Source organism: Streptomyces sp. WAC00040 (assembly GCF_056835925.1).
The window spans coordinates 482,888-497,145 of the sequence record NZ_JAKQZE010000004.1; the positions used below are offsets into that span (position 1 = coordinate 482,888).

General features: G+C 68.2%; 11 protein-coding genes and 4 pseudogenes. 10 read left to right on the forward strand and 5 right to left on the reverse strand.

Going from position 1 to position 14,258, the window contains the following annotated elements; genetic code table 11:
* Positions 1 to 81 precede the first annotated feature (81 nt).
* Positions 82 to 807: a dienelactone hydrolase family protein gene (locus MDN94_RS32680; RefSeq protein ID WP_482729448.1), complete on the forward strand. Its 726-nt coding sequence runs from the start codon at positions 82 to 84 to the stop codon at positions 805 to 807.
* A 143-nt stretch (positions 808 to 950) separates the two neighbouring features.
* Here the strand turns inward: MDN94_RS32680 and MDN94_RS32685 are convergent, their stop codons facing one another.
* Positions 951 to 1,136 (reverse strand): hypothetical protein, encoded by a 186-nt coding sequence (locus MDN94_RS32685; protein WP_482729449.1) that lies wholly within the window; start codon positions 1,134 to 1,136, stop codon positions 951 to 953.
* Positions 1,137 to 1,466: 330 nt separating this feature from the next.
* Between MDN94_RS32685 and MDN94_RS32690 the strand changes: the two genes are divergently transcribed.
* From MDN94_RS32690 to MDN94_RS32710, 5 genes and pseudogenes are all read left to right on the forward strand, one after another.
* On the forward strand, positions 1,467 to 2,753 hold the full coding sequence (locus MDN94_RS32690; RefSeq protein WP_482729450.1) for a magnesium transporter: 1,287 nt from the start codon (positions 1,467 to 1,469) through the stop codon (positions 2,751 to 2,753).
* A 2-nt stretch (positions 2,754 to 2,755) separates the two neighbouring features.
* On the forward strand, positions 2,756 to 3,343 hold the full coding sequence (locus MDN94_RS32695) for a hypothetical protein (RefSeq protein WP_482729451.1): 588 nt from the start codon (positions 2,756 to 2,758) through the stop codon (positions 3,341 to 3,343).
* The gene (locus tag MDN94_RS32700) at positions 3,340 to 4,089 is read left to right on the forward strand and encodes an ATP-binding cassette domain-containing protein (protein WP_482729452.1); all 750 of its coding nucleotides are present in this window, start codon (positions 3,340 to 3,342) and stop codon (positions 4,087 to 4,089) included. Before MDN94_RS32695 ends, MDN94_RS32700 begins: the two co-directional genes overlap by 4 nt.
* 47 nt (positions 4,090 to 4,136) lie before the next feature.
* The gene (locus MDN94_RS32705; protein WP_482729453.1) at positions 4,137 to 4,538 is read left to right on the forward strand and encodes a hypothetical protein; all 402 of its coding nucleotides are present in this window, start codon (positions 4,137 to 4,139) and stop codon (positions 4,536 to 4,538) included.
* Between the two features lie 170 nt (positions 4,539 to 4,708).
* Positions 4,709 to 5,004: pseudogene (locus MDN94_RS32710) on the forward strand (haloalkane dehalogenase); the annotation flags it as partial.
* 47 nt (positions 5,005 to 5,051) lie between these two features.
* On the opposite strand, the gene MDN94_RS32715 reads toward MDN94_RS32710, so the two are convergent.
* Positions 5,052 to 5,435, reverse strand: coding sequence for an ArsR/SmtB family transcription factor (locus tag MDN94_RS32715; RefSeq protein WP_482729454.1), 384 nt, complete (start codon positions 5,433 to 5,435; stop codon positions 5,052 to 5,054).
* Between the two features lie 185 nt (positions 5,436 to 5,620).
* Positions 5,621 to 5,995, reverse strand: a complete 375-nt coding sequence (locus MDN94_RS32720) for a hypothetical protein (RefSeq protein ID WP_482729455.1) — start codon at positions 5,993 to 5,995, stop codon at positions 5,621 to 5,623.
* Between the two features lie 511 nt (positions 5,996 to 6,506).
* On the opposite strand from MDN94_RS32720, the pseudogene MDN94_RS32725 reads away from it, so the two are divergent.
* Both MDN94_RS32725 and MDN94_RS32730 read left to right on the forward strand, forming a co-directional pair.
* Positions 6,507 to 7,352 (forward strand): annotated as a pseudogene (locus tag MDN94_RS32725) (enoyl-CoA hydratase-related protein); the annotation flags it as partial.
* Positions 7,353 to 7,401: 49 nt separating this feature from the next.
* Positions 7,402 to 7,524 (forward strand): annotated as a pseudogene (locus MDN94_RS32730) (IS630 family transposase); the annotation flags it as partial.
* Positions 7,525 to 8,117: 593 nt separating this feature from the next.
* Here the strand turns inward: MDN94_RS32730 and MDN94_RS32735 are convergent.
* Positions 8,118 to 11,012 (reverse strand): tetratricopeptide repeat protein, encoded by a 2,895-nt coding sequence (locus MDN94_RS32735; protein WP_482729456.1) that lies wholly within the window; start codon positions 11,010 to 11,012, stop codon positions 8,118 to 8,120.
* Between the two features lie 121 nt (positions 11,013 to 11,133).
* On the opposite strand from MDN94_RS32735, the gene MDN94_RS32740 reads away from it, so the two are divergent.
* Entirely contained in the window at positions 11,134 to 11,340 is a 207-nt protein-coding gene (locus MDN94_RS32740; RefSeq protein ID WP_482729457.1) for a hypothetical protein, read from the forward strand.
* A 170-nt stretch (positions 11,341 to 11,510) separates the two neighbouring features.
* Here the strand turns inward: MDN94_RS32740 and MDN94_RS32745 are convergent, their stop codons facing one another.
* Positions 11,511 to 12,740 (reverse strand): IS110 family RNA-guided transposase, encoded by a 1,230-nt coding sequence (locus MDN94_RS32745; protein WP_482729458.1) that lies wholly within the window; start codon positions 12,738 to 12,740, stop codon positions 11,511 to 11,513.
* 638 nt (positions 12,741 to 13,378) lie between these two features.
* On the opposite strand from MDN94_RS32745, the pseudogene MDN94_RS32750 reads away from it, so the two are divergent.
* Positions 13,379 to 14,218, forward strand: a pseudogene (locus tag MDN94_RS32750) (IS630 family transposase); the annotation flags it as partial.
* Between the last annotated feature and the right edge of the window lie 40 nt (positions 14,219 to 14,258).

The window sequence follows — 14,258 nt, forward strand, 5'->3', positions numbered from 1 at the left end:
TTTCAGAGGGACAGCCGCGCTGGTCTGCCAGCGGCAGAACAGCGGCCCGACCGGACTCGACGCTCACTACGGTCCAGTCGCATGACGACGATTACAACGCGCACGGTCGAGTACCCGGCCGACGGTCTGACGATGATCGGCCACCTCGCACTCCCGGCCGGAGTCGATCGCCGACCCGCGGTGCTGCTCGGGCCAGAGGGCATGGGGCTCAGCGATGTCGAGCGCCGCCGGGCCGATGCTCTCGCCGAGCTGGGATACGTAGCGCTGGCCTTCGACCTTCACGGCGGGCGCTACTTGGGTGACCCCGAGGAGATGCTGGCCCGTTGCATGCCGCTGCTCGCCAACCCCGACCGGATGCGGGGCATCGGCCATGCGGCGCTCGACGTGTTGCGCGCCGAGGCGCGGACCGACCCCGACCGGATCGCCGCCGTCGGCTACGGCACCGGGGGCGCCGTCGGGCTGGAACTCGGGCGCGACGGCGTCAACCTGCGCGCGATCGGGACAGTCAACGCGCTGACCACGGGCCGACCGGGCGAGGCGGCGCGCATTCGCTGCCCGGTGTGGGCCGGGGTCGGGTCGGAAGACCCGATCATGCCGCCCGCGCAATGGGAGGCGTTCACCGCCGAGATGCAGGCCGCGGGCGTCGACTGGCGCCTCGCGGTCTACGGCGGCGCCTTGCACGCCTTCCACCACCCGCCGGTCGACCACCCCGTCGTCCCCGGCGTTGGCTACCACCCACGGCACGCGCAGCGAGCCTGGCGCGACGTCGTCGACCTGCTCGCCGAGTGCCTGACCGTAACGGAGTGATCTGGTCGACAACCGCGATTCCGGGCCGCGGACCAGGCCCGTCGACCGCCACCGGCTTCGGTGGTCTCACCCTCGACGCGGTCAGCGGCTGGCGGGATCGGCCTGCCACCCGCCCCCATCGGGGCCGGCAGATCGACCGGATGTCACGAGATGCTGCGTCCAACTTCGTTAAAGCAGGACGGTGCGGCGGCGTCGGGCTGAGCTTCGCGCTCCCGCAGCCGTTCGGCGCGCCGGACCGAGAGGTGTTCATCCGCCCGATCCTCGCCCTGCCCGGCATGGAGTGTTTCCACGTCGACGGCGACATCCGCAAGGTCCGGCTGACGACGCACGGAGCAACGGCTACCTCGTCGCCGAGCTCGTCGAAGCATCGGCTGCACCCTCATCTGCTACCGCAGAGCCACGGCCGTGGTGTCGTCGTGGACGTAGAACGCCTCCAGCGGCCACACGGTGCGCTGCGCGGTGTCCAAGAGCACAGCTACCCAGAGCGGTCTGCCCTACGACAGTTACTACTTCGAAGTGGACAAGATCGCCGGCGGCTGCATATCCTGCACGGTCAGCGTCAAGACTGTCAATGTAGACACCACCCTGGCTGACTGATCCTCCGGGCCGCCGCGCGCAAATGCCGTGCGGCGGCCCGTCTTTGTTCCCTGCGAGGCTCCATGCGCTTCTCCTCCGCTCTTCGCACGCATCCAGCCGTGCTCGCCTTCCCCGTGATTGGCCTTTTCTTCACCTACGTTTTCCTCACGAGCACCCGGAACATCGAGCCACTCATCGCCGTGCCGTGGCCCGCGCAGGCCGCGTCGTATGCCGTGCATGCCCCGGTCCCGATGGCCGCAGCGGCTGTGGCCGGCTTGGCCGCGGTGGAGGCGACGCGGCTTCGCGCCCTGGGTACCTGGGAGTTGGGTGCCGCACGCTCCACTTGGCGTATCGCTGTGCAGCCCGTCCTCATCACCGTACTGTCCCTGTCGGTCCTGACCGTCGGGGTCATGGCGGGTGGGCTGTGGGTGGTCGGAGTCCCTCCCGACCTGTATGTGCTGCATCTGATGGGGATCGTCGTCGTCCTGCTCACCGCGCACGCGGTCATCGGATTCGTCATCGGGCGCCGACTCCACGCGCTGTACGCCGCGCCGCTCGTATCCGTGACGGTCTTCATCGGGATCAGCTTCCCGCTGGGGACGGACAGCTACTGGGCGCACCATGTCACCGGGTCCATCTCCTGGGTGGGGTTCGGTGAGGCGTACTCGCTGTCCATGACGGCAGCCGCGGTTCTGCCGACGGTCTGTCTGGCACTTGCCTGCGTCGTCCTCGCGGGGCCCCGGCGCATCGGCGTCAGCTCTGTCGCCGCGTCGCTGGTGATCGCGGCCAGTGGGCTGCTCGGTGCGTACAGCATCACCAAGGCCTGGCGTTCGATCGCTCCAGCCGCTGAGGGCCTGGCCCCGGTCACCTGTGAGGGGGACACGCCTGAGGTCTGTCTTCCGTCGGCCGCCTCCGGACACATCGGGGAGATTCAGGACGGACTCGCCGATATAATAGGCCGGTTGCAGGCCAAGGGCATCATCGCCGAGAAGCCCGCCCGCATCACTGACATCACCGTGGCCGATATTCAGCAACTCGACACCACGGGGGAACACTGGACACTCGGCGGCCTCGTGCCCGGCAACGTGGACAAGGCTCTCCGGGAGAACATCGCCATTGCCGTCGTCGGAATGCCCTGCGAGCGGCCGGACTGGAACACTTTGCATCTCAATACCCTCTGGGCCGCACGGACGACAGGTGTGGAGAGTGAGTACCTCGCCTCGTTGTCCCGTGAGACCCAGGGATTCAGCCAAGGGCAGAGCAGGGAACAGCTCCTCGCCGAAATGGACGGAGTGAGCAGGCTTTCCTCGCAGGAGCAGAAGACCTGGTACGCCGAGCGGCTTCGGCATGCCTGTCGGGCAGGACGCTGAACATGATCTGGTGGCTGCGCCAGCGGGGTGCCCTGGGCCTGGTGCCCGGTGCCCTGTTGGCTTTCGTCCTGGGCGTCGGGCTCACTCTCGATGTGGTCCTCGTTTTCCCCGCGTTCCTGGGGAATTACGCAATACCGACGGAGCTCAGCAACTTCCTCTGCCTCATTCCATGCGTCGCCCTGGTTGTCTGCCTCGAAAGGCGGCTGCCCTCCGTGGAACGGTCCGCCGTCCGTCGGCTCGATGCGCGGGACATCGCGCTGGTGTCCGGCTTCGCGCTCCTGGCGACGGTGGTCGCCGTGGCGATGTCTCCGCTCGGCCAGGAAGTGATGTGGACAGCGGCGCGCAACAACCTGCTCTTCTGCGGACTCGCCTTGGGCTCCTGGCCGCTGCTAGGACATCGCGCGACCCTGCTGCCTGTCTTCTGGATGATTCACTCCATGTTCCTCGGGGGCCGCAGTCGCAACGACCCCTACCCATGGGTGATCGTCACAGAGGAAGCCCGTGTCACCCATGCCGCCGTAGGCGCCGCTGTTGTCTTTCTGGCCGGGATTGCCTCCCTAATCTGCTTCGCACCAAGGACCGACCGATGACTCTGCTGCTTGACCGTGTCACCTTCAGCTATCACCGCTGGGTTCGCCCTGTCCTCTACCGGCTCACCTACGAGGTACCCGGCCAGGGCCTGACGATCCTGCTCGGCCCCAACGGGGCTGGCAAGTCCACCACGATGGCTCTTCTCGCCGGCACGGTCGAGCCGAAGGCGGGCAGAGTCCTGTTCAGCGGCTCGGACCTCACCTCCGCCGGCCGTGAATACCGCCGCCACGTGGCTTGGCTGCCTCAGCGGGTGCCGACCTCACGGCAGTTGACCGCCCGCGAGTACGTGGCATACGTGGCCTGGCTGAAGGGGGAGAGCCGCTCCGGTGCGTGGGAGCGCGCCGGAGCCGCCCTGGACCAGGTCGGCCTCGCCGAACAGACCGGGCGGAAGACGGCCAGGCTCTCCGGGGGACAACTCCGCCGCGTCGGCATCGCCTGCGCCCTTGCCCACGACGCGCGCGTCATCCTGCTGGACGAGCCGACGGCCGGGCTCGACCCTCACCAGCGCACGGTCTTCCGTGATGTGCTGCGGGAGGTCGCGGTGAAGACCCCGGTGCTCATGTCGACACATGACATCGCCGACCTGGCCGACGAAGCCGACACCGTCACTCTCATGGACGGCGGCCGGGTTCTCCACCACGGCGGCACGCAGAGCTTCCTCGACCACGCCCACCCTGACGCCATACCGGCTCGCCGGGCCGAGTCGGCGTACTCCGTCCTGATGCGACTGGACGGCTCGCGGTGACGCCGGCCCTCCATTCACCCCCTCCCAGGCGATGGAGTGGTCGGCAGGTGGTGCCGCCGCTGGTGAACCCGTTCGGTGTGATGTTGCTGGCCTCGTTGTCGCCTTCATCCAGTGCCTGGCCGTCTGGGGCGATCCTCTGCCAGCCGCCGCCCTCGACGGGAGCGGATTCGGCTGCGTCGACTGCGTTCGACGCCTTGTCCTTCACGGTGATGATCGCGAAGGTGCCGCTGAGGGCCGTGTTCCCCATGGCCTCCTCCTGGTACAGGATCGTCGTCGGCGTGACCTCGAGCCCGCCTCCGCCGGGGCCACCGTCCACCGGGCTCTCCGAGCCGATCGTCTCCACTGTCTTCCCCAGCGGCATCGGCTTGGCGTCCGGGGCCGCGGTGTCCTTCCCGTCGCCGCCAGTGCCGGCGCCTTCGTCTGAGCAAAGCTCCATCCACTCAGCCTGACCGAGACTCTGATCCGAACAGTCCACGGACGCCGACTTCTTCGGCTTCGGCGGCTGGCTTGCCGTCTCCGCCACCGCCATCGCCGCACGCGGTCAGAGCCGCCAAGAGCAGGGCAGCCGTAGCCGGAACACGCTAGACCGCATGCGGGAAACCCGTGCTGACCGTCACCGATCCGTGTCGGCCACGACTGGGGTGGCGCACTCGCCTTCGACCGCGACGCCCGCCTCCCGGGCCGCGTCTACGGCCTCGCCTTCACCGAGACACCAAGCCCCTGGTCGGCGACGAGTTCCCAGCGGCCGGACGGGAGTTGTTCACCTTTCTGCGCACCCCGGGGGTGGGCGAGAGAATGGTCCTGGAGAAATCCATGTTCATCGAAGGGCTCCCGGACACGCTCGCCACCCCGTTGAACCCAGCCGACCTGGAGGTCTACCGCCGCCCCGTGCTGGCCTGGACACGCATGATGCCGGCTGGCCGCCAGTTTGCGACATATTCAACGACCCCAGCGGCCAGGGGTCATCTCCCCGGAGCGGCCGGAGGGGGGAAGGCCGAGGACGCCGCCTGCGCCGAGATGTCGGTGTGCCGGAGCTCGGCGAGGAGTTCATTCTGTCCGGCCAGGAGTTCGGTGAGGATGCGCCGTGCGGCGCGCAGGAGTTCCGCCACGTCGCCGCCGGCGAGCGCGTAGCTAACGGTGGAACCGTCACGAATGGAGATCACGATGCCGGACCGTCTCAGAACCGCGAGTTGCTGGGAGAGGTTCGATGGTTCGATCTCGAGCTCGTTCAGGAGTTCGCGTACGGGTACAGGACCGTGTTGGAGCAGCTCCAGTACACGGATCCGGACGGGATGCCCGAGCATGCGGAAAAACTCCGCCTTTGCCTGATACAGCGGCACCTGCATGCCACAACACTCCCCACCCACAGTTCGACCATTCAGGCAGCTGGACCTGCTGGATCTTCGGTGCCCAACTCCGACTATCTTCCCGGCTCCCGGCCCGGCCTGCCCCGGCCTGATCACATTCAGATGTGCCGAGTTGAAGACTCTTTCAACTCATGGGCAGACGGAGCCGGGAAACATGGGAACGGCTACAGCTCCAGTTCCGCCTCGATGCGCCGGAGCTGGTGCCGGGCCATGGCCAGGTTCGCCCTGCCCTTGTCCAGGACGAGGTACAGGAACAGGCCGTTGCCCCCACGACCTCTGATCAGCCGCATGAGGTGGTACTGGCTCCCCAGGGTGATCAGCACATCCTCGATGTCGTCCTTGAGCCCCAACATCTCCATCGTGCGGACCTTCGCCCGAATCACATCGGTGTTCCCCGCCGCGGCCACCGTCAGATCGAGGTCCTTGCCCCCGCCCAGTGTTCCCAGCGCCATGCCGCTCGTGTAGTCGACCAGTGCAGCCGCCACGCTCCCCTCGATCGAGGTCATCGCCTCCTTCAGAGACGTCTCCACACTCAACATCCTTACCCGCTCCCTCTGTTCTGGACGACGCCGGCCGGCTGACACCCCGGCCGAGTGACGACCGCAGACACTACCCACGCGCCGCCAGGTATTACGGGAACACCGGGAATCTGGCAGGAATCAGCCCTCCGTGCCCTACCATCCGCCCCGACCATGGCATTCGGGAGGCCAGGCCGAGCGAGCCGAGTTGTCCCATTCCAGAGCCACCTCGACCTGGGGACACGGCAGTTCCTACTCGGACCCCCACCACGACGGTCCAGCGCCCTCTGGGCCAGGTCAGCGACCGCTGTCTTCCGGCTCCGGGCCGTCCGGCGGACGATCACCTCAGCAATCCCCTTTACGCTGAACGGCGTTGGCCTTTGAGGCACGACGGATGCACGTTCAGCAGCAGACGTTTGTCCAGGAAGTGGGCAGTGCCACCCTTGGGACGCGGGAGGGCTGGCAAGCCACGGTCCCTCCACTGTGTGCCCGTGCCACAAACCTGAACACACCGCTTGACAAGGAGCAAACATTGAGTCCCTGCACTGGATCCGCACTTCCCGTCGAGCGCTGGCTCCATCTACGGCTGACCCAGAAGGACAGTGTGGTGACGGTTACGCTGGACCGTCCCGAGAAGCCCAACGCGCTCACCTTCGGCGCCTACGCGGACCTGCGCGACCTACGCGGACCTGCGCGACCTGCGCGACCTGCGCGACCTGCGCGCCGAACTGTCCCGGGAGCGATCGGTGCGCGCCCTCGTGCTGGGCGGCGAAGGACGCGGTTTCTGCTCAGGTAGTGACGTCGACGAGGTCATCGGTGCGATTGTCCATGGACACCGCCGAGCTCCGCGACTTCAATCGGATGACCGGGCAGGTCCGGGCCGTCCGCGAGTGCCCTCCCGGTGATCGCCGCGGTCCACGGTGTTGCCGCCGGAGCGGGAGCAGTGCTCGCGCTCGCCGCCGGTTACGATCGCCGATCCATCGGCCCGCTTCATGTTCCTGTTCACCAGGGTAGGGCTCTCCGGCAGTGACATGGGTGCCGCGTATCTGCTGCCGCGGGTAGTCGGTTTGAAACGGGCCACCCGGCTGCGATGCTCGGGGAGCCGGTCTGTGCCCTTGAGGCCGAGCGCATCGGCCTGCTCAGCGAACTCGTCGACGAGGGCAAGGCCGACGAACGCGCCGCTGAACTCGCCTGCCGCCTCGCCCAGGGCCCCGCCCTCGCCTACACCCAGACCAAGAAGCAGGTCACCGCCGAGCTGGACATGCCGCTCGCCGCGGCACTCGAGATGGACGGCGCTACCCAGGCCTTCCTGATGAACGGCCAGGACTACACCGAGTTGGGACTCACGACCGCGGAAGACGATCGTCAATGGCGGGGCGCGAGGTATGTACGCGGCGCGCAGCATGCCTCAGTCTTGAGGGGCTGGGGTGATCGTCAAGACGCTCGAGGAGACCTCGATGAACGCGTCCCACTGGTCGACCTGGTCGATGGCGGCGGCGACAGGGATGTCGCAGTCGACGGTCTCGCGGATCTGGCGGGCGTTCGCCCTCACTTCGCTCTCGACGCGCATGCACAGGTCCAGGGTCCACTGCCATACGTGCTGGCCGGTCCGCCAAGTTGCGGCGATGTTCTCCAGAGGAGCCCTTTCGATCAGGTCGCGCACGAGAGGTCGCGGGCATCGCTCGCGGGGCGCAGAGCCTGAGTTCCGTCCGGTGCGATGACCTTGTCAGCGACGTCTGGGACGTCGCTCTGGGTGGTCTCGACGAGAGGCGATGGGGTGGGCGGCGGCGCCCGAGTGCAGCGCGCGAAGCATGTCCCCGATCTCTTGAATGGACAGTGACCCGGTGAGAACCGCTGTAGCGGCGGTCAGCGCGGCGTCCTGCGGCGTGGAAGGGCGACGGGTCGGGATTCCCGTCCCAAACAGCGAGTTCTGGGGGAAGGCCAGGCTCGGCCAGCGTCACGGGCGAGCGGGCGATCTGTTCGCCAACCGGGCGGCCCGCCACGGCGGAACACGAGAGGCATCCTCCCGGCCGCTGTACATCCCGAAGGACATCAAAGAAGCCGCCGAGAAGCAGGCGGAGAGCCAGCGGACAGCTGAACCCGGGAGACAGGGGCTTCGACGGGACCATGGAGCGTTGCCTTCTCAGGGCGTTCGTTCGACTGCGGTGGCGGCGGTGAGCCGGCGCTGGATGTGGGCGGTTGTGGGGTGCGTGGGGCCGAGGGCCGTCTCGGCGACCTCCGCGGCCTGCCGCTGCAGCGCCAGGCCTTCTTCGCGTCGTTGCAGGGAGAGGAGGGTCTGGGCGAGGTTGTGCAGACGTACCGCCAGGTCTGGGTGGTTTGTGTCCAGGGTCTTCGTGGTGATGGCCACCGCCCGTCGAGCGTGCGGAAGCGCCTCTTCGTATCTGCCGAGCCGGTGCAGTGAGTACACCAGGTTGCTGGCGAAATTGGCACAGGTGGGGTGATCGTGGCCGAGGGCTTCCTCGGCTGCTCGCAGTACTTGCGTCTTGAGGCGGTAGGCGTCCTCGTGCCGGCCGAGCTCGTCGTAGATGGTGGCCAGGTTGTTGGCGAAGACGGGGAGTTCGGGGTGCTTGGGTCCCATGGTGGCCGTGGCGATGTCCAACGCCTGATGTCCGTGTTCCAGAGCCTTCTGCAACTGTCCGGTACGCCGGAGGCTCTGGGAAAGGTTGCTCAGCCGCAGCGCGGTGTCGGGATGGTTCTCGCCCAGCACGTCACGGGTGATGTCCAGCGCTTCCCCGTCCAGCGCCAGCGCCCGTTCGTAGTCGCCCTTGGCCCCGCGCAGGAGGGCCAGATTGCCCAGGCGGATAGCTGTGTCGCGGTGGCCGCGCCCGTATGCCTCCTCAGTGATGCGCAAGGCCTTCTCCGCGTGGCCCAGGGCATCGTCGTAGTGCCCCATGGCCCTGAGGGTCTCGGCGAGGTTGCCGAGGCGGATGGCGGTGTCGGGGTGGTCGTCGCCGAAGGCGGTCCGTGTGATTTCCAGGGCGCGCTCTTCGAGCGTGAGGGCCTGCTCGTAGTGCCCAAGGGCGGTGTGGACGGCGGCGAGGTTGCCGAGGCGGATGGCGGTGTCGGGGTGGTCGTCGCCGAAGGCGGTCCGTGTGATTTCCAGGGCGCGCTCTTCAAGCGTGAGGGCCTGCTCGTAGTGCCCAAGGGCGGTGTGGACGGCGGCGAGGTCGTCCAGGCGGGAGGCGGTCCGGGGATGGTCCTCACCCAGCGTGTCGCGAATGATCTCCAAGGCCGTCTCTGAAAGTTCGAGAGCCTCTTCGCGGCGGCCCAGATGGGTCAGCGTGTGTCCCAGATTGCCGAGTGAGGTCGCCGTGCTCGGGTGTCGCTCTCCGTGGATCTCCTGGCTGATTCGCCATGTGGCCCGGAGCACGGGCTCGGCTTCCGCGTGCCTTCCGGCTGTGCTCAGAGTCACCGCGACATTGTTCATGTGAGTCAGGGTGCAGGGGTGCCTGGGGCCGTGGAGGCGCTGGGAGAGTTCCAGGGCACGCCGGCCGATGTCCAGCGCGAGGGTGAGGCGACCGCGGGAGTGGAGGTATGTGCCCGTTCGTCCCATCAGGTTGGCCAGTTCGGGAAGCGGATCGAGACCGTCCCGGTGGGCCACGACAGCTTCCACGTGAGGCAGGAGCCGCTCCCAGAGGGGCCAGCTGGTGACGTCGTCCGGCGCCGCCTCGCAGGGCGCCCCCTCGTCCAGCAGCGCGACCACCAGCGCGCTCGGGTCACCTGCCTCGGCCTTGTCAGGGGCGGGCAGGCCGGCGCGCAGGACCGCCTGGAGCAGCCGGTGCACGGTGACTTCCTCAGGGGTCAGGGCGACCAGGCTGTAGGCGGCGAGCACGCCCAGGGCCCGTACCACACGCAGCCGTGCGGGCAGGGCACCGTCGAGCGCGGCACGAGGCAGCGGGCTGGGCGCGCAGTACGCGAGAACGCGCAGCAGCAGCACCGCGTCAGGGTGGCTGTGCCGGAGCGTGGAGAGAGTCACCGACCACAGGCGGGCGATGGTCTGCTCCTGCTCGTCGTCCACGGGCGGCTGCTCGGCCAGCATCCCCGCCAGGTCCTCCCGCAGCAGGGCGAGGTATGCGCCGGGGTCCATCGCGGTTTCCGCCATGTAGGCCCCGGCCTGCCGGAGCGGCAGCGGAAGGTCCCCCAGTTCCGCAGCCAGCCCGGTCAGCGCCGGGACCGCTTCCTCGTCACTGCGGCCGGTGAGTTCCTTGAGCAGGGACACCGAGCAGTCGCGGTGAAGAGGGCCGAGGTCCAGGAAGCCGTTGCCCCGCTGCCAGGCCAGGGTGCGCCGGGTGGTGATCAGGACCTGTCCGGTTGTCAGCCTGCCGAGCCATGGCTTGAGATGGACACCGTCCTCGACGTTGTCGAAGACCAGCACCCAGTCCGTCCGGGCCTCCAGCCAGTGCGCCGCCCAGGCGGCCGCCTCGGAGACCGGCAATGTCCTCACGATGTCCCGGTCCAGCTCCCCGGCCAGCCCGGCCAAGCCGGCCTCGATCGCGTCGGGGCCGTCCGCGTCGATCCACCACACGGGGTTTCGGCCGGCCGCCTTCTGCGCCCACACGTGGTGAAGGATCAGCGTGGTCTTGCCGGCCCCGCCCATGCCGCGCACGGTCACCGGAGGCAGTCCCGTGCCGGTCGAGGAAAACGCGGCCAGGAGCTCGAGTTCCGTCCCACGCCCGACGAATGGCTCCGGCCTGAGCGCCCGCAAGTTGCTGACGGGGACGGTGACATCGGGTCTTCGCGGAGACGTGACTTTCGTGGAGGCCGCTTGCCACCACAGGCGGCGCAAAGCCCCCTTGCGTTCCTCTTCACTGAAGTCCAGCGCCCTCGCGATGGCCGCGACCGTCTCCCAGGACGGTGGCGGGTGGCCGTCATTGAGCGCGTTGCTGACCGTCGTCCTGCCCAGCCCCGCCTTCGTGGCCAGGGTGCTGGTGGTGAAGCGCCTGCGATGGTCGCCCATGCGGGTCTTCAGGATCTGTCGCAGGTCGTCCAGCGCCTGCGCCGCCCCGGCGTCAGTCATCCCGTCCCCCCGAGCCGCCGTACGGATCCGTTCATCTTCGTACGGCTGCACCCTGCTGCACACGCGAATGAGCAAGGTCGCTGCATCGACCCCTGTGCAAGCAGTCGAAAAGGAGCCTGCCGTGTCCGTCCACGCCGTCGCCCTCGTCGTTCTCGCCATCACCGTCGCCGTGATCATCGCCGTGCTCGCGGCCGTGACCGCCGGCTTCCTCGCCCGCCGAGAGGGCGCATCCCCGGCAACGGCCGTCAGCCGTGCGGGGATGGCGTTCGCGGCCACCCTTACGCTGCTGGCGTTCGTGACAGCCACCGTCAGCGACTTCTCCGGATGACCACCGTCGCCGGGCACGTTGCCCAGGTCCGATCACCACGCCGCCAGCTCCTCCGCGCATTCCGCCATTTCACGAGCCGCATGTCGCCCCTACCTGGGCACTCTGGTGATGCGGCTCGTGTCCCACCGCCTAGTGCTGTGGCCGCATAGACACCTCAGGCGCTCAACACGTCAAGCTGCGGCGGCGAGTTCGACGGGGAAGGCGGTGTGCTCGTCGAAGAGCTTGCGGTGCTGAAGGCAGTGGTAGAGCTGGCCGAGCATGCGGTTGAAGAGGTTCCTCTGGGCGGCTGCGTGCCAGTCTCCGTGGCCGTCGCGGCGCCTGCGATAGTGGGTCTTGGCGCCTGGTGAGGCGGTGATCGCGGAGAAGGCCCAGAGGTAGCCGGCGTGGTTGAGGCGGTCGTTCTTCACCCACCGGCGGGTGATGCTCGACTTCTTGCCCGAGGCCCTGGTGATGGGGGAAGCCCCGGCGTATGCCTTCAGGCCCCGGGCATCGGCGAAGCGGTTTCGGTCGTCCCCGATCTCGGCGAGCACCCGGGCGCCGAGCTGGATGCCGAGGCCGGGGAAGCTGAGGATGATCTCAGCGTCCGGATGCTGAGGGAAAGCTTCCTCCACCGCCTCGGCCAGATTGTCGGCCGCCGTGCAGGCGGCCTGGAGCTGGACCAGGAGCGCGAGCATCTGCTGGCCGAGCGCGTCCTCGACCAGCGGGGGCTGGTGGGCCCAGTCGGCGCGGAAGACTTCACGGAGCCGTTCGGCCTCGGCTTCGACGCCGCGTTTGCGACCGGCGCGCTTGAGTGCGGCCTGCATCTGCGTGCGTGTCAGCTTCGCAGCCCGCGTCGGTGTCGGTGCCGCCTTGAGGAGTTCGTGCGCCTCCCGGCGGCACAGACCGTTCTTCCACGACTCGAAGGCGGTCAGGGCGGACGGATAGTACTCGCGCAACAGGGAGCGGAGCTGGTTGGAGATCTGCTGCCGGTTCCACGTGGCGTCCTGCTGAGCTCTGGCGAGCACGGCGAGGGCGCGGGCGAGGTCGCTGTCCTGCGGCAGTGGCCGGTGGGCGTGCATGTCGGTGCGCAGGATGTTGGCCAGGACCAGGGCGTCTCCGGGGTCGGACTTCTTGCGGGAGACGCTGTGCCGGTCACGGTAGCGGGCGGCGGCCATCGGGTTGATCGCGAAGACCTGCCGCTTGCCCGTCCGTAGCACTGCGACGAGCAGGCCGCGGGAGGTCTCGATCGCGACCGGGACCGGGTTCTCCTCGGTGTCGCCGTATTCGGCGAGCAGGTCCAGCAGGATCTTGTAGCCGGCGGCGTCGTCGGTGATGTGCCGTTTGGCCAGTAACTGGCCGCTGTCGTCGACCAGGGCGACGTCGTGCGTGCGTTCCGCCCAGTCGATGCCGCAGTAGATCAAGTCTTCCCCTCCGTCGTGCTGTTCTTGCTGGTCACGAGCTCATGCGGGCCACGCAGCGACCTAATCCCAGGACTCGGCCCTTCTGGCCGGTCCGCCACCTCAGTAGCCGTTCGTGGCACCAGCTCGTCCCACGGGCCTCGGTCTCTGCGGGAGCTCAAACGGCTCGGGCTTCACGAGAGGTCACCGTGGAGCGGGCTCGCACCGCCAACACCAACGAGTGATCAAGCGGAGGGTGTTGACGCCCCGGCGGCGCTGGACGGCGCCGATCTTTCGGTAGGCCTCGCGGGCCGGGAGGGACGTCAAACGTCCGTCCAGCACCAGCGGGCGCCAACACCGGCTGGACGGTGACGGGTGCATGGGCGCCGGCGCCGCCGATCTATCCTTGGGCATCGAGGCCGGGGAACCAAAAGGCGTCCGTCCGACGCCCACGCAACTGCCACCATGATTACGAGGACCGCGCGCCGCTCTATGCGGAGGTCTCAGCAGACCCGGTTCGCCGCAGGCATCGCAGCCCTCTACTCGAAGCATCCCCACAAGCTTTTGCTCCATTGGGGCGCCCTTATCTACGGATTAGGTTCGCCGGGTTGGTAGGCGGGGCGGTTGGATGCGTGCGTCCGATCCGACCCGCTGGAGGCGCGGTGGCTGAGCCTGTCCGTGTGCGCAGACTGACCGACCAGGAGGGACAGCGGCTGCAACAGATCGTGCGCCGGGGCAGTACGAGTTCGGTGCGGTTCCGGCGCGCGATGATGCTGTTGGCCTCGGCCGGCGGGAACCGGGTGCCGGTGATCGCGCAGCTGGTGCAGGCTGATGAGGACACCGTTCGGGATGTGATCCACCGGTTCAACGACATCGGCCTGGCCTGCCTGGACCCTCAGTGGGCGGGAGGCCCGTCCCCGCCTACTCAGCCCTGGCGACGAAGACTTCGTCGTGGCGACAGCCATCACCCGACCCACCAAGCTCGGTCAGCCCTTCACCCGCTGGTCGCTGCGCAAGCTCGTCGCCTACCTGCGGAAAGTCCACGGCTGGGTCATTCGCATTGGCCGCGAGGCGTTACGTTGCTGCTCACCCGCCGAGGTGTCACATTCCAGCGAACCAAGACTTGGAAGGAGTCCCCGGACCCGGACCGTGAGGCGAAGCTCGACCGCATCGAGGAGGTCCTGGTCCGCTTCCCGGACCGGGTCTTCGCGTTCGACGAGTTCGGACCGCTCGGGATCAGGCCCACCGCAGGCATGGGCTGGTCCGAGCAGGGGCAGCCCAACCGGCTGCCGGCCACCTACCACCGCACCCACGGCGTGCGCTACTTCCACGGCTGTTACTCGGTCGGCGACGACTACTTGTGGGGCGTCAACCGCCACAAGAAGGGCGCCGCAAACACCCTGGCCGCGCTGAAGTCGATCCGCGCCGCCCGACCTGACGGCGCACGGATCCACGTGATCCTGGACAACCTGTCTGCCCACAAGGTCACAGACATCCGCCGCTGAGCGCGCCCGCATCCGCTGCGAGAAGGGCGTTCGGTGG